This window comes from Neorhizobium descurainiae, from assembly GCF_051400715.1.
Lineage (GTDB): Bacteria > Pseudomonadota > Alphaproteobacteria > Rhizobiales > Rhizobiaceae > Neorhizobium.
Genome location: NZ_JBLFFK010000007.1, coordinates 20,829 through 42,774, shown reverse-complemented (window position 1 = coordinate 42,774; position 21,946 = coordinate 20,829). Strand labels below are relative to the sequence as shown.

Genomic DNA, 21,946 nt, shown 5'->3' with positions numbered 1-21,946 from the left:
GATAAGGAGGATGAGAAGGCAGCAATGCATGCCGCCTTCGTCGGGGACCTAAATAGCAGGGCATCATGACGGGCAGAGTATCGGGGAGCAGGGCGGCAGCCCTTCTGGCGGCAACGGCGATTGCGGGTATCAGCGGCGCGATGATCGTGCCAAGGCCATCATTGGCACAGGTCGCTGAACAGCAGACGCATCAATTTTCAATTGCTGCCAAACCAATTCGCCACGCGATGAACGATATCGTCCGCACGACCGGCATCAACGTCGTCTTTCCGGAAACTCCGCTGGCTTCCAGCATCGGACGGCCCGTCAATGGTACGATGACGGCATCCCAGGCCATAGGCGCTCTCCTGGCTGGTTCCGGGCTACGTTACAGCTATGCCAACGGCAACACGATCACGATCACGGATCAGGCCTCGCAGGACAGCGATGCCATGAGCAATGGCGATGAAACCACGCTTGCGCCTATCGTGCTGAGGGGAGGACGTGTCGGGCCTGATGGCAGTTTCACGCCGGACACGCCCTACGAGACGCCCGGTGGGGTTTCCCATATATCGCGCGACCAGATCGATCGCGTCGCGCCGACCTCGCCCGGAGACATGTTTTCCTCGACGCCCGGTGTGTTGAACGGCGGCAATCGCGTCGGCAATTCGCTCAACCCGAACATTCGCGGCCTTCAGGGCATGGGCCGCGTCGCCACCACGGTCGATGGCGCGCTGAACTCCTCGACTTCCTATCGCGGCTATTCCGGCACCCGCGACGAAAGCTATGTCGATCCCGACATGATCGGCGGCATCGACATTACCAAGGGGCCCGGCGATGGTGCGGGCGGCAGCGCCATCGGCGGCAGCATTGCCATGCGCACGCTGAATGCCGAGGACCTCGTCAAGGAAGGCGATAACTGGGGCATGCGCTTCAAGGGCGGGATCGGCAGCAACACGCTGTCGGCTCCCTATAAGCCGGAGGGTATCGTATCACCCAAGGTGAGGCGAGAAACCGATCGTCCGGGCGGGTTCAACGGGGACAGCTGGTCCGGCAGCGTTGCGGCCGCCACCTTGCAGGACAATTTCGAGGGTGTCCTCGCGATATCCCGGCGCCTGCAGGGCAACTATTTCGCCGGCCGCAACAATGTTCCGGGCGGCTTCATCTTCTCGGAAGGCAATGCCTGGGTGCCGGGCCAGAACGCTACCGTGCGTCCGGGTGCCGAAGTCTACAACACGTCGGAAGAAACGAATTCCGTCCTGGCCAAGGCTAAGGTCAAGTGGGGCGATGGCCAGTTCTTCGAGCTTGGCTACATGCTCTATGACAGCCTGGCCGGTGAGGAGGACGAGGCGCTGATCAGCGGGCCGGGCATCAACAACCTGGGCCAGCTCAATCTCAGCCGCACGAGGCTCGACAGTTATACAGCGCGGTATCGCAACCAGCCGAGCGACAATCCGCTGGTCGACCTGAGGGCCAATCTCTGGCATACCAAACTCGACCATGATCGCGGTCAGGCCTATCCGCTCGGTATCCGCGACCATGACATGGCGACAACAGGCGGCGATATCTCGAACCGCTCGATCATCGACATGTCCTATGGCACGCTGACTTTCGACGCCGGTGCCGAGTTCCGCCACGAATCCGCCGAGGCACCGACTGATCCGGCGGACATGAGCAGCCGCGGCCCGAACGGTGTCCGCACGCTCGCCAGCGGTTTCGGCAAGCTCAGCTTCGATCCGACCGATTGGCTGACGCTTTCTGCCGGCGCGCGTTTCGACTATTACGAGGCGGCAGGCCAGCAGGTTTACGCCTCCGCCCCGGATCGGTCCGGATCGCGGCTCAGCCCTAACTTCGGCGTGACGCTCAAGCCGCTCGATGGCTTCCAGGTCTTCGCACAATACAAGGAGGGGTATCGTGCACCGAGCCTGCGAGAGCTTTACTGGGAGCTCTACACGCTTCAGATTAACCCGGATCTTCAAGGCGAGGTCTCGAAAAACTGGGAATTCGGCTTCAACGTCCTGCAGGACAACGTGCTGACTGCCGGGGACAAGCTCGGCTTCAAGGCCAGCTATTTCCGTAACCGTTACGACAATTTCATCGTCACCGACAATGTGCCGGGGAGCTTCGGCGCCGCGCAGCATTTCACCAATATCGACCGCGCCAACTACCACGGCATCGAGCTTTCCGCCACCTACGATACCGGCATCTTCTTTGCGGAGGGTGCTTTCACCAAATATCTCACGGCCGAGTACTGCACGCCGGAGAGAGGTTGCTACACGCCGCAGCTGAACGATGTGCTCGCAAACGTCACGCCTGCCAATTACGTGCCGCCGGACTGGAGCGGCAGCGTCACCGCCGGTTTCAGGATGTTCGACGAGGCGCTGACGATCGGCGGTCGCGCAACCTTCTCCTCAGTCCGCAGCGGCTCGAGCTGGCCACCGACGAACAGTGGGTTCGGCCTGATCGGACTGCAATATACTTGGCCGGAGTTCGTGGTGTTCGACCTTTTCGGAAGCTACAAGTTCAGTGAGGACACGATGCTGAACTTCAGCGTCGAGAACCTCACCGACCAGTATTACTACGGCCCGCTCTCCACCACCGGCATGCCGTCTCCCGGCCGCACGGCCCGCATCACTTTCACGCACCGGATCGGCGGCGCAGGTTTCGTCAACATGCCGGAAATCACGTCGCTCGGAAAAGCCTCGTTCGGCGCGCCGGGTGACGACTGGACCGGGCTTTATGTCGGCGGGCATTTCGGCCAGGCGTTCGGGAATGTCTCCGGCACTGCCACGATGACCAACGGCAGCGCCATTTCGCCCACGGAGTTTCCGGACTTTTCCGACGGCAAGCGGACCCTGGGCGCCCAGATCGGCCACAACTGGCAACTCGAAAACGGCATGGTCCTCGGTTTCGAAGGCGACTTTTCGATTCTGAACCAGTCAGGTGGCAAATCCCGAACATACGCAACGGATGCCGGATATCTGGACAGCCTGCAGTCCGAAACGGAGTATCAGCTCGACTGGACAGCAAACCTGAAGGGCCGCCTCGGTTATTCGTTTGGCCGCCTGATGGTATACGGCACGGCTGGCCTCAGCCTCATGCAGCAAAGCGGCAGCCGAACGCAGTATCAAGCAAACTCGGACGAAAGCGGAACGGAGCCGCTCTTTGCAGAAACCGATTCCGCCATCAAGCTCGGCTGGAGCCTGGGCGCAGGCGCGGAATATGCGCTGACCAGTCATTGGTCGATCAGGGGCGAGTATTCCTATTCGAGTTACAGTGCGACATCGCTCAGCTTCAGTCAGGCCCGCGAGGGCGTAACCAGGAATAGATGGGGGATCGTTGGCTACGAAACCTGGGATCCTGACCTGCCGCCAGAGCCGGTTTATGGGACAATCCCGGGGACCTCGCCCAACATTCAGGGTCGTCAATCTTCCGCCGAGACTGGTATCCACTCCATTAAGATAGGTCTAAATTACAGGTTTTAAGATGATTGCTCTGATCCATAAGTGATCCAGCTTCTTGGGATCAGAGCAGTGCCGCCGGCCCAATCGCCAATGCCACCACTCTTATTTTGGTGCCTTGACTTGAAATAGAAGCATTTCACTTGATCTGTCGCAGGATCTTGTCGTCGCTGACCGGCATACCGAACCGATGCATCAAGTGTTCACCTGGGCGACCGCCCATGCTGTGACCAATCAGGTTAATAATCTCCGCCATTCTTCTGTTCGGTGCGCGCAGGGTAACGCAATCTTGGACAACCGGTCTGCGAAGGTTCGGCGCTGGCATTTCCGGTCTCGACACTGCCATCGGTTCAGTGTGAGATTGACTTTCACAGCACGCCCTGAACTGGCAAGTTTCGGAGCCTGCGGTTGTGCCAGCGTGCCGATGACGGCTTCGCGTTCCACAACCGGGGCAAATTCCGATTGGTTTCGCAGTGGCGCAAACAATCCAATTTTCTTCATCTTGAAGGGTGATACCCAGAACCTTGACGCCTGGCCGGGTAGCCGTTTCCATTTCGTTTGCATCACCGTAAGTAGCAAAGTGCCCGCTAATGCTCTGTCAACCACACAAAGTGAGGAAGAACCGTCCTCCGCGCCTAAGGCCGGCAACAATCCTGTGGAGAATTCATTTCTTCGCTCACTTGAGGATGTTAACGACCTATTAAGCATATTTATAATTTATTGAATTCTAACAGTCCTGCGTCTTGAATGGAAAATTTCCGGCTCGAATTGCGGAAAGATGCCAGGGAAGAAGATATTGCCCACCTCAATTGCGCGGGTCCTAGGAGGAACTCTGGGGCTCGGTGCCGTAGCAACACTTGCAGCATGCGGCACGACCGGAAGCATCGGACAACCGCCAGGACCGCAACTTGTAGCCAGCGAGAAGGCTCTCATCATGCCGCCACCGGGCGGGCCGGCAATTGTAGGCGTCGTGGAACGTGTCCGGGGTAATGGCGTTGAGCAAACGGTAGCGCTTTCGACCTCTTCGAGAATACCGGGACAAAACTATCTTAAGGTTCACTTCTTTGGCCCCCAGGGATCCACGCCCGACACTCCCGCTGCGACGTTCAGGACCATTAACGAAAGCGACCTTCGGCGGGAGATTGCACGCGCTGCGCCGGGCGTTTCGATGGTCCGCGCCACAACCTTTCTTCAGAACACCTATGGCCCGTTCGGCTATGCGTCGGGGCGAAGCCAAGGTGGCGACACATGCCTGTTCGCGTGGCAACAGATCCGCTCCCCCAGCACATCCTCCGGCATTGGCCGGGATTTCGGCATGATTCAAGTAAGGCTGAGGCTTTGCGACAGGCAGGCGCCGGCTCGGCAAATGCTCAATGTAATGTACGGCTTTACCATCGTCGGAACATTCCAGGGTGCGGCCTGGAATCCTTACGGACGCGCAGCCGGAGCAGATAAACGGCTCGGTCGCACCGGACAACCTATTTATCCGGAGGGACAATTTTCTCAGGGACCCATCCCCTTGGGCTACGGCATTTCGTCGGGCATTACCCGGAGCGTTCCTGCTCGTCGCAAGGCTGTCGTGCAGGCTTCCCCGGCGCCAGCCCAAGCCGCAGCACCAGCTGGGCCGCGTGTCCCTTTGCCGAATTTGGGGGCGGGCGTCTCCACCGGCTCCAGTTCGCCGGAGCCGACGGGAACCATTGTTCCCTCACCCGATTGCATAGGCGCGGCCGCCATGACGGCGGCCTGCCCGAACTAAGGCGCGTTCGGCGTCGCGCGCCGACCTTTAGCCAAGGGAATATCGATGCGTAAGGCGAGAAGCATCATTTTATGGGCAGTCATTGCCGTTTGTGTCATCGGATTGATCACACTTCCCGTCAATCTTCAGACCCAGCTCATCGCCAGCACCGCCGTCGTCTCGCTCATGGCAATCATCAAGATTCTGAAAGCCGACGGCGTTTGGCGCCTGATAGCGCTTGCCTTCGGCACCGCCATCGTTCTGCGATATGTCTATTGGCGAACGACCGAAACACTCCCTCCGATAAACCAGCCGGAAAACTTCATTCCCGGCCTGCTTCTCTATCTCGCTGAGATCTACAGCGTCATGATGCTCGCGCTCAGCCTTTTCATCGTTGCAATGCCGCTTCCGCCCCGTCCATCACGCCTGACCGAGAAAAAACGCTACCCGTCCGTCGACGTCTTCGTCCCCTCCTATAACGAGGATGTCACGCTTCTGACCAACACGCTCGCCGCGGCGAAGGCCATGGACTACCCGGACGACAAGCTGACGGTTTGGTTGTTGGACGACGGAGGGACCCTGCAGAAGCAGAATTCACCGGATGTTCGGGAGGCCGAGGCGGCGATAGCCCGCAACCAGATTCTGAGCAGCCTCTGCCGCGAGCTTGGGGTCAACTATCTGACCCGTTCCCGCAATGAACATGCCAAAGCAGGCAACCTCAACAACGGCCTAAAGCATTCGAAAGGAGAACTGATCGCCGTCTTTGATGCCGACCATGCCCCCGCACGTGATTTCCTTCTGGAAACGGTCGGCTATTTCGAGGACGATCCAAAGCTTTTTCTGGTCCAGACGCCTCATTTCTTCATTAATCCGGATCCCCTGGAACGGAATCTCCGCACATTCGATCGGATGCCAAGCGAAAACGAGATGTTCTACGGCATCATCCAAAGGGGGCTCGACAAATGGAATGCCGCCTTCTTTTGCGGTTCCGCAGCCGTGCTTTGCCGCCGCGCATTGGAAACCACCGAAGGGTTCAGCGGGATCAGCATCACGGAAGACTGCGAGACGGCGTTGGCGCTCCACAGCGCCGGATGGAACAGTGTCTATGTGGACAAACCGTTGATCGCCGGACTGCAGCCTGCGACATTTGCGAGCTTCATCGGCCAGCGCAGCCGCTGGGCGCAGGGAATGATGCAAATCCTGCGTTTCCGCTTTCCGCTCTTAAAGAGCGGATTATCTCTCCCGCAACGGCTTTGTTACATGTCGTCGACATTGTTCTGGCTGTTCCCTTTTCCACGAACGATCTTCCTCTTCGCGCCGCTTTGCTATCTCCTGTTCGATCTGCAGATATTCACCGCCTCCGGCGGTGAGTTTCTGGCCTACACGCTTGCCTATATGCTCGTGAACCTGATGATGCAGAATTACCTCTACGGGTCGTTTCGCTGGCCGTGGATTTCGGAACTCTACGAGTATATGCAGACGGTGCATCTGCTGCCGGCCGTTATCTCCGTCATGATCAACCCGCGCAAGCCGACCTTCAAGGTCACCGCCAAGGACGAGTCGGTTGCCGTCAGCCGGCTCTCCGAAATCAGCCGGCCATTTTTCGTCATCTTTGCCGCGTTGACGATCGCATTGGGCGTCGCAATCTATCGCGTTTACTCCGAGCCTTATAAAGCCGATGTCACATTGGTTGTCGGAGGCTGGAACCTTCTCAATCTTATTTTTGCCGGCTGTGCACTCGGGGTCGTCTCCGAGCGTGGAGAGCGCTCGTCGTCGCGACGGATAAAAGTCCGGCGCCGATGCGAGTTCGGCATGGGCGGAACCTGGCATGCCGCTTCCATCGAGGACGTCTCCGTCGGCGGTGCGCGCCTGCAAGTCTTCAGCCGTGAACTGTCCCAGCCGGATGTCACGACAGAAGCCGAAATTAGATTTCAGCCTCACGGCGGGGGTGAACCCGTCAAGCTTCCTCTGGTGGTAAGACATGTCGAGGTCTCGGGGGATGTGACTACGCTTGGCTGCCAATACCGGCCAAAGGGGCCATTGGATCACCGCTGGATCGCCGATTTGATCTTCGCCAACTCCACCCAATGGGCTGAATTCCAACAGAGCCGGCGCCGCAATCCGGGGCTGGTGCGCGGAACGATCTGGTTTCTCTGGTTGTCCATCTACCAGACTCAACGCGGGTTGATATATTTCCTTCGCGGGATGGCCGGGAAAAAGAACAAAAACCTCGGCAGAGGCAGCATCCAATGAACCGCGCCCTTTCATGCCTTATAGCCGTTTTGACCACCCTTCTCGCCACTGCGGGAATTTCGGCGGCCCAACCGGCGCCTTTCGATATGTCGAGCGAACGACCGGCAGAGCCGTCTGCTCCCCCACCACTGGCATTTCCCGATCTCTTTCGCCCTCCAATTCCTCACAACGGAACCTCCGCTCCTCAGCGACAAGGGCCGGCATCCTCCGATGCGGCGCCTCCACCGGTTGCAACCGGTCAGGAGCCGAGGCCCCAGGAGCAGAATAAAAGCCGCCGGTATCTCATCCCCGCGCCCGAATTGACCCTGGCGGGGGAGCATGATCGCCATTCCTGGTCGATCTATCTGACCGAAGAGCAGGCCGCCCTGCCGGCAAAGCTTAATTTCTCGTACCAGAACGCAATCGTTGTAGCCCCGGAAGCCTCGCTTCTGACAATATCGATCAACGAACGCGAAATTGGACAGAAGCGGATCAGTTCGCCAAATGGCATGAGCAATGCTGTCTTCGACATTCCGCCTCGCTTACTTCATCCGGGCGTGAACCTTGTCGAGTTTCGCGCGACCCAACGTCATCGGACAGATTGCGATATACGATCTACCTACGACCTCTGGACCAGTCTCGATCCCTCGCAAACCTTTCTTGAATTTGGCGGCGCCCGCCCTCTCGCGCCATCGGTGACAGAGGCGATCCGGGCAGTGGGTGGCGATGCAAACGGCAATGCCGAATTCCTGTTTCTCGCACCGGCTGCAAGTCAACCGGGTCCCGCCAAATCATTGCTTCGGCTCGCACAAGGCCTCTCGCTCCTATCCGGAATGCCGAACCAGCTCTTCTCTTTCCATTCGGACCATCTCGAAACCCTCGGCTCCGGCAAATTTGGCGTAATCATAGGCACCGTCGCTGAACTGCAACCTGTTTTTCCCGCACTCCCGCCCGCAGCAGGTTCCGCTGCAATAGCGACATTGACCCGGGATCCCGATAGCGGTGAGCAGGTACTTCTCTTGACGGGGCCGTCTTGGAACGCAATCAACGCAGCCATAGAGACCATAGTCGCGCCGACGAATCGTCCCCCTGAAATCCGGCGGGATGTCATGGCCACTCAGCGCTGGGCCGCTCCCGATGCACCGCTTCTCTTCGGCGGTGAACGGCTCTCCTTTTCACAATTGGGAATAAAGACGACGGAATTTTCGGGCCGCCGGTTTCGTACGAGCTTCAATGTCGCTGTCCCATCCGATTTCTATGCCAGCGCTTACGGCGAGGCGACTTTGCTGATCGATACGGCGTTTGCCGATAATGTCCAACCCGGCAGTCACCTGGATGTCTATGTGAACGGAAGCATCGCGACCAACCTGCCGATCACGTCTGACAACGGCGGCGTCTTTCAGCATCTGCCCATTCGGATTACGCTTCGCCATTTCAAGCCCGGATTGAATTCTGTTTCACTTGAGGCGGTTCTCCTCACCGACGAAGACAAGACGTGCATTCCTGGTACCACGGCTTCCGATGAACCCCGCTTTGCCCTTTTCGACAGTTCCGAATTCCACATGCCGCAATTTGGGCGGATTGGCCGAATCCCAAACCTGGAGGGTCTCACAGGAACGGCTTTTCCCTACAATCGCAAAACGGATCCACTCATGCTGTGGATGGATCGGTTTGATGCTGACACGCTGACGGCCACCGCAACGCTTCTGGCGCGTCTCGCATTTGTGGCAGGTCACCCGATCCCCGTTGAAACCGTCGCCTCTCCCAATGCCGTCGGCAATCGCGATGCCATTTTCATAGGATCAATTTCACAGGTCTCTCCGACGGTGCTGTCTCAGGTCAATCTCGCGCCGGAAAGCGCCGCTGCATGGCGTGCTGCCGATACGGCAATCCGGAACGAAGATACCACGACAACGTTCGAAAGATGGCGCACGCAAGTTCGAGGAAATATCTGGCGTGATCAGATCGCCTCATTTGAAGACTGGTTGAATCGAAATTTCGATATTTCGCTGAGTTCGCTGCAGCTCCTGCCGCAGCCAGAGCAGATATTTCGCCCTTCGAGCACCGATACTTTTGTTCTCGCACAGGGCAAAAGCACCAACGGATCCGGCGCCTGGACTGTCATTAGCGCGCCAACCCCGAGGGAGCTTCGACAAGGCACGGAGGAGCTCACACGTCAACGGAACTGGCAGCAAGTCGCCGGACGTTTGACCACCTATGCAAGCGCGACACAGAAGATTACTCCTCTGCCTGCATCCCGGTTTGCCTATCTGCAGACGGTTGGCCCGTCACTGGGCAATTATCGCTTAATCGCAGCCAACTGGCTTTCAAGCAACATCCTTTTCTATTCGCTGGCGCTCGTGATTTCGGCTACCCTTCTGGGGGTGTCGACGGCGGCTCTGCTCTCGGCGCTTGGGAGGAATAGATGAAGGGCGGACGTCAGTGGATCATAATAGCCATGCTCGTTCTTGCAGGCTTCTTCAGTGCGGCAGCAGCGGCGCAAGAGCCTTATGTCTCCGCCGAATTCTGGTCCGCCTACAAAGCCAAGTTTTTGAACGAGAGCGGCCGGATCGTTGACAATGCCAACGGCGATATCAGTCACAGCGAAGGACAAGGATATGGTTTGCTCCTTGCATTCCTCGCCGACAAACCCGCCGATTTCGAACAAATCTGGTCTTTCACCCGCACAGAGCTTCTGATTCGCGATGACGGACTGGCGGTCTGGAAATGGGACCCCGCCGCGACCCCTCATGTGACCGACAGCAACAATGCCACCGATGGCGACATTCTGATCGCCTATGCCCTAGCGCTCGCAGGCTCTTCGTGGCGCCGGCTCGACTATGTCGAAGCGGCGGCAAGGATCGCAAACAGTTTGCTGTCGAACACGATCGTGGAAGCGGGAGGACGAACCGTTCTGCTGCCGGCGGTGAAAGGATTCGGCGCGGGCGAGCGCGAGGATGCTCCGGTTGTAAATCCATCCTACTGGATTTTTGAAGCGCTGCCGGTCATGAACTTGCTCGCACCGTCCGACGAGTGGACCAAACTCTCCAACGATGGTCTGGCATTGCTCCAGACGCTGCAATTCGGTCCGCGGAAACTTCCTGCCGAATGGGTGAGCCTTGCGCAACAGCCAAAGCCTGCTGCGGGCTTCACGCGAGAATTCGGCTATAACGCATTGAGAATTCCGCTCTATCTCATAAGAGCCGGCATAAGTAACCGGGACCTGCTTGTTCGCCTTTCTCAGGGCATGACCAACGACGGGGCAACCATATCGACGATCGATCTGGAAACAGGCCGGGCCAAGGAGCCGCTCAGCGACCCAGGTTATCAGATCATCAACCATGTCATAAGCTGCGTACTTGATGGAACAAAGATCCCGGGCACGACCCAGCGGTTCGAACCAACCTTGTACTATCCGTCCACGCTGCAGTTGCTGGCGCTGGCGTTCGTCAGGGAAAGGCATCCGGAGTGTCTTTGAAGTTGCCCTTGGCTTTTTTCTTGACTGCGACTGTCGCTGGGGGCATCGCGACATCGATGCGCGGCGGCACCTCGCTCAATGATATCCTCGTCCGGTCTCAGACCATCTTTGCCGCTCCCGGGACACCCAAGGGAGATCGTGTTGCCCGAAATGAGCAAAAGTCCGATGCAGGGACGCTTGCTGAACAGATCCGCGCGACGCAACTTCCCTCCCGGCCGAGCCAGGGCGCCAATCCCTCTCCCGCTCCGATTGTCTCTCAGGCTCCGCCGCCGGGGGGAGGAGAAGGCAGCGCCGATCCGTCTGCACAACCGCAACCGGCCCAACCGGCAGAACCGGAAGTCGATGAAAGCGCTTTGCGATATTTTGCGGAGCGAGGAGACAGAGCCAGGTTGGAAGCCGAAATAGCGCGCCTGCGTGCTCTTTATCCCAACTGGACGCCCCCGACCGATCCGCTCGCCGTCCCGGAAAATCGCGACCGGCAATTGGAAAGCATGTGGCAGCTCTATTCAGAGGGGCGTTACGCAGAAGTGCGGAAGGCAATCGCCGAAAGGCAGACACGGGAGAGCGGGTGGCAGCCGCCGCCCGATCTTCTGGAAAGGCTCCAAGTTGCTGAATCGCGTATCCGGCTCGTGAACGCGTCGGATCTCAAACAATATTCAACGGTGATCGACATCGGCGCCGCAACTCCGAGCCTCCTCAATTGCAGCGATGTCGAGGTGTTGTGGCGCATTGCCGAAGCTTTCATCCGGACGGACCGCCCACAAAGAGGCGCGGATGCCTATACCTATATCCTGAGGAACTGCTCTAATCCCCAGGAGAGAGTGGCGACGATCCAGAAGGCCGCGGAGCTCCTTCCCTACGATTCCACCCAAGCGCTCCTTGCGTTCGAACAGATAGATTCATCAGGGGGTCGTGAATTCGACCGGATTCGCGACGACCTGGCCCGCCGGTTCATGGCCGAAGCCAGCCAAAGGCCCGAGCTTGCACTCGATCCGCAATATCCGGAGCGTATTCGCAACCTTGCCATCCGGGAGCAGCGCACCTCGGATTCCCTGCTTCTCGGCTGGTATTATCTTCGCCGCAACAACATGGCGGAAGCCGAACGATGGTTTCGCGCTTCACGGGAGAAGGAAAACTCCGCCTCGGCGTCGCAAGGGCTTGCCCTTGCGTTAATTGCGCGCAACGCCATGGCCGAGGCTGAAGAGGTCATGTACGACTGGAGAACCGACTCCGAAGAGGCAAAGGCGACCTATCTGGCCGCGACAGCCAATCTCCTGGCCGGTGATCCGCTTCCCTCGCTTCCCGAACCCATTTTGCAGCGGATAGCCGCCACCGTGCTGCAGGAGCGATATGTGCCAACCGCTCAACAGCTCGGTTGGTATGCCAGAACGCTGAATCAGCCACAAACGGCTGCGCGCTGGTTCGAGACGGCTTTGCAATGGAAGCCGGATGACGAACCTTCCGCCTATGGACTTGCCATCACCAGACAGCAGATCAACGACCGCGCCGGCGTGCAGGCGATACAGCGCGCCTGGGCCGGCCGCTCCGAGCGCATAGCCAATCTGGGCTTGATAACGGCGCGCGCGCCCTCTCCCGCCCTGCCGGTCGCTTCCGACGGAGCACCTGCACAGGCCAATCCTCCTCCTTCCGGTTCGGTCCCTCAGGCTGAGGGCTCGACCCCGCCAGCCGTTGTCGTTCAAAGAGAAACAAGGCCGGTCGAGACGCGTCGGACAACAGGCTGCTCGACAACGGCGCAGGCAACCGGGCTTTCTCCCGATCAAGCCCTCGCACGCGGATGGTGTCTGATGGACCTCAATCGCCCGCTTGAGGCAGCGGCTGCATTCGAGGTTGCGCTTCAAAGCCGCACACGCAGCGTTCGCGAGGATGCAGCTTATGGACAAAGCCTGGCCTATCTCAGGCTTGGCCTCACGAGTAAGGCGGCGGTCGCCGCCACAAAAGCCCCGCAGAATTCGCAAAGAGCCATGGAGCTTCAAGTCGCGATTCTTGCCGACCGTGCCGTTTCAGCTTTCGACGCCGGCCGTTATCGGGAAGCTCTGCTTTATCTTGACCAGAGGTCCGAACTGCAGCCGGAGCCAATCGATCTGATGGTCTTGCGCGGCTATAGCTACATGAACCTCGACAGGCATTGGGATGCGTTGAAGATTTTCGAAGCGGCAGCGGCAACCGGCAATCGGGACGCCAGCCGTGGCTTGGCCGATGTGAGAGAAGCCTTGCAATAGCAGAGAACCGGTGACCGATGGGAACATGCAAGGTCAGCGCTATTGGGAGGGTAAGCTACAATGCGAATCCGTCCGATCGGGAGCGAAACCGGGGCAAGATCGAATACGATCAGGCCGCAGTCTTCTTGTCGGTCAGGAGGTCTGTCATCTGGCTCACCGTCAGGGACCTGACGTGAGATGGCCTTGGAGATGATCGCCGCCGATTCCGGTAAGAAATGGCCTGTCAGGGTTGAAATTCCATTTCCGCCATCCCCAGGCAACCTCCCCCGGCCTCCTCGCACGACCCTCCGGCAATTCCGCGCAAACAATAGCGTCACAAGCATCTCTCAAGGCCCTGTTCCCGAGTCCGGCATCAGATATGATTGCTCTGCGCAGATCACCTGATTGCGACCGGAATTCTTGGCTCGGTAAAGCGCTGCATCGGCTACGCTGAAAAGCGCATGCGTGGTGATGTCCGCGGGCGCCTCCGGCGGCAAGGTAGCAGCTCCAATGCTGACGGTAACCTTATGGCTGGGCGGATTGCGCTCGTGGGACAGCGCCAGCGCGCGGACTTGCAAGCGAACCCTCTCCGCGACGGACCAAGCGCCCTGAATATCCGTGTCAGCGAGGAGAACCGCGAACTCTTCTCCTCCATAGCGGGCGGCGACATCGGCCGGTCGGCCGACGCAATTGCGGATAACGGTTGCGATCTGCCTGAGGCATTCGTCTCCAGCCGCATGACCATAGGTATCATTGAAAAGCTTGAAATGGTCAGCGTCTATCAACAGGAGAGAGAATGGCGTTCCGTTCCGGCGAGTGCGCAGCATCATTTCCTCGAAACGAGTGTTGAATAAGCGCCGGTTGGCAAGCTTTGTCAGTTCATCCGTATTGGCCAGTGCATCCAGTTGGTCCTGCCTCTTCTTGTGCTGGGTCACGTCTCGCGTAATCGCAACAACCCGCGCTTCAGCCGCCTTTTCATGGGCCGGCAATTTGCTCAATGCCGTCTCGAGCCAGACCTCCTCGCCATCCGGCTTGGTATGCTTGGTCGTGAACTTTTCCTGGGTCGAGCCGTTCCTCAACCGTTCGGCGGCCTCGCGAACGGTTTCCTCGGTGTCTTTCGTCATCCCGGCAAACACACTTCGTCCGACAAGCCTTGCGGGTTCAATCCCCAGAATCTGCTTTGAGGATGGGGACACATATTCCCTGATGCCCCTCACGTCGAAGCGGGAGATGACGTCACTCGAAGATTCCGCCAGCAAGCGGAATTCCGCCTCGCGCGCTGCCAGCTGAGTTTCACTCTCCCGGCGCAGCTTCAGTTGATGGCGCCAAATAAGAGCCGCGAGAATCGTGACAGCCATCAAAACGGCTGCGTAGAACCAGCGGACCTCTGCGGTCTTTGCCCATGTCAGGAAAACCTCCTGCTCGGAAGCCGCGGCAAGAACGACGATCCCGGTGCGGTCGCTCTGATAGAAGCCTCCAATCCGGATCGTCTCGTCGACCGGTGACCGATAGCGATAGGCTCCGACAGTCATCGATTTGAGATAGTGCGTGAAGAGATCATGGGACGCGATATTGCTTCCGAGCAGAGTCTCCTGCATCGGCCCGCGCGCAAGAATAATGCCATCCCCCCGAGCCAGCAGAAATGATCCTCCGCTTCCAACATCGAAGTTCCGGAAGAAGTTGACGAAGTGGTTGACGCGGATGGTGGAGACGACGACGCCTCCGAACGTGCCATCAGGCAGTATCACCCGCTGGGAGATCGGGAGTACCCACTCCTGAGAGAGCCGGCTCTTGATCGGTTTGCCAAGAACAGGCAACCGGAAAGGACTGGACTTATGAAATTGAAAATAGTCGCGGTCGGCATAATTCATCGTTGCCGCCGGACCATCGGCCGATGTTGCGATCATCTGACCCGCGGCATCGATATAGGACAGCGTGTCGAGCGTCGGAGACGCCTTCATCTGGAGCGCGATGACCGCCTTGATCTTCTGCGGCGCCTCGGGATGGTTCTGTTCATCGCGGATCTCGGAAATCAGGCTGGCAAGAGAAAGCCACGACATCTCGATCGTGTCGTCTGCATGCTGGGTGATCGCTTCCGCCGTCTGCTCCAGACTCGTCTCGACGCGAGCGACTTGCGCCCTCCAATGTGAGTACTCGGCCCAGCTCAACAGAGCAATGAAGGCACAAAAGCCGAACATCACAACGGCCGTTGTCACAGCAGATCGGGATATCGCAGCTCGCATTGTCGCCTCCGCAGACAAAGGTGTCTTCCCAATTCACGTTTATATATTCCTGTGTCCTGAACAACAAAGGTCCCCCGACCTTGGAAATCATCCATGAAAAGACACAGGCGACAGGCAAGGAAAAGTGACTTCCACCATACCGCTGAGCATGTTTTCGCGCGCCACCAGCAATCGCAAGGCATGTCCCATCCGCCAGGCCGTTGGTCACCAAGCGACGTGGTTTGGAACTGACCAGCCTCGCCGATCAGCCAATCCAGGCCATCCCGGGCTCGACCTGCTCGCAGAAAAGTGCCGCACTTTGATTTGCCTGTTCGACGGCGATGCGGACAAGATCCTGATGCGTCGACGACTGATAGGTCGCGATTATCGGCATCGGCGGAAACCGTTTCGACACCTTCACGGGACACAGAAGCCCGCCTTTCAATTCGCGCATGATCGTGACGGTCGGGATGGCGCCGATCCCGAAGCCATCCACCAGCAGATTGATAATCGCATAGAGCGAATTGCAGCTGGTCAGCTTCGAGGCCAGCACCTGCTCGTCGTGAAAGTAGGGCGCGATCATCTGGTAGGGGGGCGAATCCTTCGGGAACGAGATGATCGGCATGTCGGCAAGCGACGCGACGCTATAGATCCGGTCCGCCTCGATCAGCTTCGGCGAGCCGGCCCAGACCATCTGCAGCGTGCAGGAACGGAAGCTCCGGAAGCCTTCGCCAATGAGCGGCTGGATGGCAAAGACGATGTCGAAACGGCCTTTCCGCAGGCCACGCAGCAACGGCTCGGTGCCATCTACCGTCAGTTCGATCTTCAGCCCTGCAAACCGCTGATGCAGCGCATCGATGAAATGCGGCATCCAGGTGGATGAAACAGAATCGATCGCGCCGATCCTGAGTGGAACGAGAACCGGCGCGTCGAGGCCGGAAAGGCCGGCATCGAGCTTGTCCAGCTCGCCGAGGATGCTCTCGAACGACTGCAGCGCCCTTTCACCTTCGGGCGTCAGGCTGAAGTCGCGTTCGTTACGGTTGATCAGCCGGTATCCAAGCTCGTTTTCGAGCGCTGCGATACGACTGGAGATCGCCGGCTGCGTCATGTTCATCTCCTGCGCGGTCCGCCCAAAATGGCGGTTCCGGACAATCGCCACGAAGGTCTTCATGTCGATGATGCGCATGCTGAACGGGCAACCGGCGAGATGTCGTCGCGAAAGGAGTTACGATGCCAGCATGATATGGCGGATCTGGGTGTATTCAAGCAGAGACTGCATGGAAAGATCCGAACCGTAACCGGAATTCTTCATGCCGCCATGCGGCATCTCGGTTGCGAAGACGCCATGCGTGTTGACCCATGTCACGCCGTATTCCAGCGCATCGGCCACCCTAACCGCCGCCTTCTGGTCTGCGGACCACACGGAAGAAGCAAGCCCGTATTCCGAGCTGTTGGCGAGCCGCACCGCTTCCTCCGGATCGTCGAAGGCGGTCACCGTCACCACAGGCCCGAAGACTTCCTTCTGGGCGATTTCCGCCGCGAACGGCGCGCGCACCAGCGTCGGAGCATAGAAGAACCCCTTGGAGCCGGTCTTTTCACCACCGGTCAGGACCTCGGCACCCTCGCCGCGGGCGCGATCAACGAAACCTGCAATGCGCTCCTGCTGGCGAGCGCTGATTACCGGCCCAAACTCCACGTCGTCGCGCTCCGGCTCACCATAGACGAGGCTTTCGACCATCGACTTCATGGCATCTTCGACATCTGCGGCGATGCTGCGATCCACCAGGATACGGCAGGCGGCCGTGCAATCCTGGCCGGCGTTGTAGAAGCTTGCCTCGCGTAGCGTCCCGACGAGGTCGTCGATATCGGCATCCTTCAGCACGATCACCGGTGCCTTGCCGCCGAGTTCCAGATGGGTGCGCTTGATGCGCTCGCCGGCCGCCGCCTGCAGAACCGCACGACCGGTGCGGATATCGCCGGTCAGCGAAACCATACGGACATCGCGATGGGAGATCAGTGCCTGGCCGACATCCGGCCCATTGCCGCAGACGACGTTGACGACGCCGGGCGGCAGGATATCGTTGAGTATGGCGCCGAGTGCGATCAGCGAGAGCGGCGTGTTTTCGGACGGCTTGATGACGACCGTATTGCCCGCGGCAAGCGCCGGCGCGAGCTTCCAGGCCGCCATCAGCAGTGGGTAGTTCCAGGGCGCGATGGAGGCGATGACGCCGACCGGATCGCGGCGCACGAGGCTGGTCATCGAGGCCGACCGATAGTTAACGCCTACGGCACCTTGCATGTTGCGTGCGGCACCGGCAAAAAAGCGGAATACATCTGCTACGTTGGCGAGTTCGCCAGCTTTTACATAACGGAATGGCTTGCCGGCATTGAGCGACTCGACCCGGGCAAGCGCGTCGGCTTCGGCCAGGATACGGTCGGCGATCGACAGCAGCAGCAGGCTGCGTTCCTTCGGCGTCGTGCGGCGAAAGCTTTCGAACGCCTTGGAGGCAGCGGCGACGGCCGCCTCGATCTGCAGGACACTGGCGGAATTGACCTCGGCGATCAGCGCTCCGCGGGCGGGGTCGAACGTCTTTTCAGGGGTGCCGTCACCGGCCACGAAGGTTCCGTTGATGAGCAGGCGGGTATCGAAAGCGGGCACTGGGAAACTCCTGGAAAAGGCTTATTCTGCTAGCGTGCGGATATGCGTGGGCTCGACCGAGATGGCGATCTTCGCGCCGGTCTCAAACACCGGCGCCTTGGGCCCAAGAATGCTGAGGCGATGGCCGTCGAGCCGCACGATGTAGCGATAGCGCGAGCCGAGATAGACGCGGGTGACGATTTCTCCGGCAAGGCTTCCCGGCGGAATGCTTTCTCCGACAGGTGAGAGAACGGCGTCTTCCTGACGGATCGCCAGGGTGACTGGGCCGCGGGCCGTGGTCTTCAGATCGAGCGGCAGGCGCTGACCATTGCCGAGAAGCGCGGAAACGATGCCTCCCTCTTCCAAGACCGTCGCCGGCACAAGATTGGCGGCGCCGATGAAGGACGAAGCAAAGCCGGTGGCGGGGTTGGCATAGAGATCATGCGGTGCGGCCTGTTGCTCGACCCGACCGGCGTTCATCAGCACGACGCGGTCGGAAAGGCTCAGCGCCTCCTCCTGGTCGTGGGTCACGAACAGCGTGGTCAGCTTGAGGCGACGGTGAATCTCGATCAGTTCGACCTGCATGTCTTCGCGCAGCCGCGCGTCGAGGTTGGAAAGCGGTTCGTCGAGAAGAAGAACCTTCGGATCGGAGACGACCGCGCGGGCAAGCGCCACACGCTGCTGCTGGCCACCGGAGAGCTGGCGCGGCCGCCGGTCCGCGAGATGGGCGAGCTGCACGGTTTCGAGGGCGGCGCGGGCGCGCTCGTATTGTTGCTCGCGCGTGCCGATATTGCGCATGCGCAGGGGAAAGCGGACATTCTCGACGACGTTCAAATGCGGCAGCAGCGCATAGGACTGGAACATCATGGCGATGTCGCGCTTCTCCGGCGCAAGCCCGGTGACGTCACGGCCATCGATCTCCACGCGGCCGGCGGAGACATTCTCCAGGCCGGCGACAATGCGCAGAAGCGTGGTCTTGCCACAGCCGGAGGCACCGAGAAGGCTCACGAATTCGCCGGACGCGACATCGAGATCGATGCCGTGCAGCACCTTGACCGGGCCATAGGTCTTTTGAATCGAGGAAAGGCGGACGTTGGACATATGGATCAGGAACTCGCGAAACGTTGAAGGCCGAGGATGCGGTCGATCACGGCAATCAGGATGATCGTGATGGCGATCATGATGCTCGACACGGCGGCAACGGTGGGGTCGGGGCTGAATTCGAGCTGACCATAGATCTGCACCGGCAGGGTCGTCGTCTGCGGATTGCGCAGGAAGAGCGACAGCACCGCCTCATCGAAAGAAATGTTGAAGGCAAAGAAGCCGCCGGCGATCAGGCCCGGCCGGCACTGCGGCAGGACCACATGGAAGAGCCGCTGTGGCCGGTTGGCGCCCATGGTGCGGGCCGCCTGTTCCAGGAATGGGTCGCTCTTGGACAGCACAGCAAGCGTGGTGCGCACCACATAGGGCAGGCAGATCACGGTGTGACTGACCCACAGCGCCAGGAAGGAGACCGCGCCGAAGGTACTGCTCCATAGCATCAGCATGCCGATGGCGTAGATGATTGTCGGCAGGACGAGCGGCGAGAGAAACAGTGTCTCCATCTGCATGGAGAACGGCAGGCTGCGTCGCGACAGGGCAATCGCCGCCGCGCCGCCGATGACCGTAGCACTCACCGTCACCGCCAGCGCCAGTTTCAGGCTCAGCCAGAAGGCGGAGAGATAGGCGTCCGACGTCAGCGCCGTCTTGTACCAGATCAGCGAAAAGCCGGTCGGCGGGAAGGCGATGAACTGGCTTTCCGAAAAGGAGACGCCGACGACCACGACGAGCGGCGCGAGCAGCAGCATGGCCGTCAGTGCGACAAACATATAGGCGGCGACGCGGAGCCAAAGGGGAACTGCCCTAACCATTGCGCTTCTCCGACAACGCCATGTAGGGCACGAGCAGCAACGCGACGCCCAGGAAGAGGATGACGGCCTGTGCTGCGGCAAACGGCCAGTCCAGCGTCTGACTCACCGACTTGTAGATCGAGCCCGCTAGGACCTCGATGCGCGCCCCGCCCAGCAGGCCAGGCGTCACGAAAGAGCTTGCCGATAGCGTGAAGACCAAAAGCGAACCGGACACCAGACCAGGCAGCGAAAGTGGCAGGATGACGGTGCGGATCGTGTCGAGGAAGCTGCAGCCCATGGTGCGGGCGGCCTCTTCCAGGCGCCGGTCGATGCCGCCAATGACGCCGATCAGCGAGAGCACCATGAAGGGGAGCAGGACCTGTACCATGCCGATGACGATCGCCGTCTCGGTATGCATCAGCGCGAAATTGCGCGGCACGAGGCCGAGCGTCCGCAAGATATCCGATAGGGGGCCGCTGCGGCCGAGCAGCACCATCCAGCCGAAGGTGCGTACCACGACGCTGGTCATCAGCGGCAGTATGACCATCACCACAAGCCAGAGGCGAAGCGACGGAGAGACCCGCGAGACAATATAGGCGAACGGAAACCCGATCATCGCGGAAATCACCGTAATCGTCAGCGAAAGGCGGACGGTCCGCCAGAGGATTCCAAGGTAATAGCCGTCCGAAAGAAAACGGTAAAAATGCTGGAACGGCCCCCCGAAAGCGCCATCGCCGGCATCCGCAAAGGCAAGCATCAGCATCTGCGCGATGGGCGCCAGAAAGGCGAGCGCCAAAAGGGCAAGGCCCGGCACCAGCAAGGCCAGGTTTTCATGTCTATCCGTCATGAGGACCGACCATAAGGCCGCCGTCCGACACTGCAAACAGGTTTCGGGGAACGGCTGGACAAAACAAACACGAGATTGGATATCCCGCTACGATCTCGCGCCTCCCGAAAAATCCGAAAGCCGCGCGAGTAGTTCCGGTCCGCTCCACACGGACCGGCAAGCCTATCAGCCGATCAGTGGCCGATCGTCTTGTTCCAGGCTTCCACCCAAGCCGAGCGGTTGGTTTCGATGACGGTCGGATCGAAACGGACAAGGCCGGCCGCACCCTTTTCACCATAGACGACGTCGGCGGCGACATCCGGCGCAAGCTGCGTCTTGGAATTGGTCGGCGTATAGCGCAGTTCGTTGGCGAAGCAGGCCTGAGCCTCCTTCGAGATCGTCATGTCGATGAACTTCAGCGACAGGTCGGCATTCGGGCGTCCGGCGACGAGGCTCGCCGTAATGAAGCTCGCCGGGGTGCCCTCGGCGCCCTGCACGAATTTAGCATCGAGGCCGGCCTTCTTCAGCGTGAAGGCGTAGTCGGACGCGTAGGGTGCTGCCCATGCATCGTTCTGGGCAAATTCCTGCTGAATTTCAGGCGACTTCGATACGACGATGGCGCCGGCATCGAGCATCTTCTTGACCGTGGCGAGGCCCGGCTTGAGGTTGGTGAGATCACCGCCCGCGACCTTATTGAGCATCAGGAAGCCCAGCATGCCGTAACCGTTGGAAATGTCGGTCAGAACAAGGTGATCGGCATAGGCCGGATCGGCCAGATCCGCCCACTTGGATGGAGCCTTCGGAACCTTGTTCACAGCATAGACGAGTCCGATGGCGGCGATCGAATAGGCTGGGCCTTCGCCCTTGGCGACGTTGGCCTTGGCGAAATCGTAAAGGTCGGCGAGGTTCGGCACTTTGGAGGCATCGATCGCCGAGACCAGCCCTTCCTTGGCGGCGACGATTTCCTGGCCGCCCGAGAAGTGGATGACGTCATATTGCGGCGCTGCCTTCTGGGCGCGGAGCTGCGCGAAGGCGTCGGCCGAATAGGCAGTCACGATGTTCACCTTCGCGCCGTTCGCCTTTTCGAAGGGGTCGATCACGCATTTGCGGTGGGCCTGCTCATAGGCGCCGCCGAAGGAATTGATTGTAATGGTCTTTTCCTGCGCGAGCGCGCTGGTGGCGAACAGGGCGCAGGCGCCCGTGGTCAAGAACTTCCCGAACTTCGTCATGATCGTTCCCTTTTTCTGTCGAATTATTGAGCGACCGC

At 59.6% G+C, this 21,946-nt stretch carries 13 protein-coding genes; 6 read left to right on the top strand and 7 right to left on the bottom strand.

What is annotated here, in order from left to right; translation table 11 throughout:
• Positions 1–65: 65 nt before the first annotated feature.
• The 6 genes from ACMGE0_RS14175 to ACMGE0_RS14150 all read left to right on the top strand — a co-directional run bounded on the left by ACMGE0_RS14175 (position 66) and on the right by ACMGE0_RS14150 (position 13,125).
• A complete protein-coding gene (locus ACMGE0_RS14175) occupies positions 66–3,464 on the top strand; it encodes a TonB-dependent receptor domain-containing protein (RefSeq protein ID WP_436816510.1) in 3,399 nt (1,132 codons plus the stop codon).
• A gap of 754 nt (positions 3,465–4,218) precedes the next feature.
• Complete coding sequence (bcsN, locus tag ACMGE0_RS14170; RefSeq protein WP_436816509.1) at positions 4,219–5,196, top strand: cellulose biosynthesis protein BcsN; 978 nt, start codon at positions 4,219–4,221, stop codon at positions 5,194–5,196.
• Between the two features lie 45 nt (positions 5,197–5,241).
• Entirely contained in the window at positions 5,242–7,428 is a 2,187-nt protein-coding gene (gene bcsA, locus ACMGE0_RS14165) for a UDP-forming cellulose synthase catalytic subunit (RefSeq protein WP_436816508.1), read from the top strand.
• Positions 7,425–9,836 carry a cellulose biosynthesis cyclic di-GMP-binding regulatory protein BcsB gene (locus tag ACMGE0_RS14160; RefSeq protein ID WP_436816507.1) on the top strand — a complete coding sequence of 804 codons (2,412 nt, stop codon included), beginning with the start codon at positions 7,425–7,427 and terminating at the stop codon, positions 9,834–9,836. The genes bcsA and ACMGE0_RS14160 overlap by 4 nt, the downstream gene beginning before the upstream one ends.
• Complete coding sequence (locus ACMGE0_RS14155) at positions 9,833–10,885, top strand: family 8 glycosyl hydrolase (RefSeq protein ID WP_436816506.1); 1,053 nt, start codon at positions 9,833–9,835, stop codon at positions 10,883–10,885. The genes ACMGE0_RS14160 and ACMGE0_RS14155 overlap by 4 nt, the downstream gene beginning before the upstream one ends.
• On the top strand, positions 10,882–13,125 hold the full coding sequence (locus ACMGE0_RS14150; RefSeq protein ID WP_436816505.1) for a tetratricopeptide repeat protein: 2,244 nt from the start codon (positions 10,882–10,884) through the stop codon (positions 13,123–13,125). Before ACMGE0_RS14155 ends, ACMGE0_RS14150 begins: the two co-directional genes overlap by 4 nt.
• Before the next feature lie 326 nt (positions 13,126–13,451).
• Here ACMGE0_RS14150 and ACMGE0_RS14145 read toward each other — a convergent pair whose 3' ends face one another.
• From ACMGE0_RS14145 to ACMGE0_RS14115, 7 genes are all read right to left on the bottom strand, one after another.
• The gene (locus ACMGE0_RS14145) at positions 13,452–15,347 is read right to left on the bottom strand and encodes a diguanylate cyclase (RefSeq protein WP_436816504.1); all 1,896 of its coding nucleotides are present in this window, start codon (positions 15,345–15,347) and stop codon (positions 13,452–13,454) included.
• A gap of 244 nt (positions 15,348–15,591) precedes the next feature.
• Positions 15,592–16,497 (bottom strand): LysR family transcriptional regulator, encoded by a 906-nt coding sequence (locus tag ACMGE0_RS14140; protein ID WP_436816727.1) that lies wholly within the window; start codon positions 16,495–16,497, stop codon positions 15,592–15,594.
• A gap of 54 nt (positions 16,498–16,551) precedes the next feature.
• Positions 16,552–17,985, bottom strand: a complete 1,434-nt coding sequence (locus ACMGE0_RS14135; RefSeq protein WP_436816503.1) for an aminobutyraldehyde dehydrogenase — start codon at positions 17,983–17,985, stop codon at positions 16,552–16,554.
• Positions 17,986–18,006: 21 nt separating this feature from the next.
• On the bottom strand, positions 18,007–19,065 hold the full coding sequence (locus tag ACMGE0_RS14130) for an ABC transporter ATP-binding protein (RefSeq protein WP_436816502.1): 1,059 nt from the start codon (positions 19,063–19,065) through the stop codon (positions 18,007–18,009).
• Between the two features lie 5 nt (positions 19,066–19,070).
• Entirely contained in the window at positions 19,071–19,874 is an 804-nt protein-coding gene (locus ACMGE0_RS14125; RefSeq protein ID WP_436816501.1) for an ABC transporter permease, read from the bottom strand.
• The gene (locus tag ACMGE0_RS14120; protein WP_436816500.1) at positions 19,867–20,700 is read right to left on the bottom strand and encodes an ABC transporter permease; all 834 of its coding nucleotides are present in this window, start codon (positions 20,698–20,700) and stop codon (positions 19,867–19,869) included. The genes ACMGE0_RS14125 and ACMGE0_RS14120 overlap by 8 nt, the downstream gene beginning before the upstream one ends.
• Before the next feature lie 173 nt (positions 20,701–20,873).
• Positions 20,874–21,908 (bottom strand): ABC transporter substrate-binding protein, encoded by a 1,035-nt coding sequence (locus tag ACMGE0_RS14115; RefSeq protein WP_436816499.1) that lies wholly within the window; start codon positions 21,906–21,908, stop codon positions 20,874–20,876.
• Between the last annotated feature and the right edge of the window lie 38 nt (positions 21,909–21,946).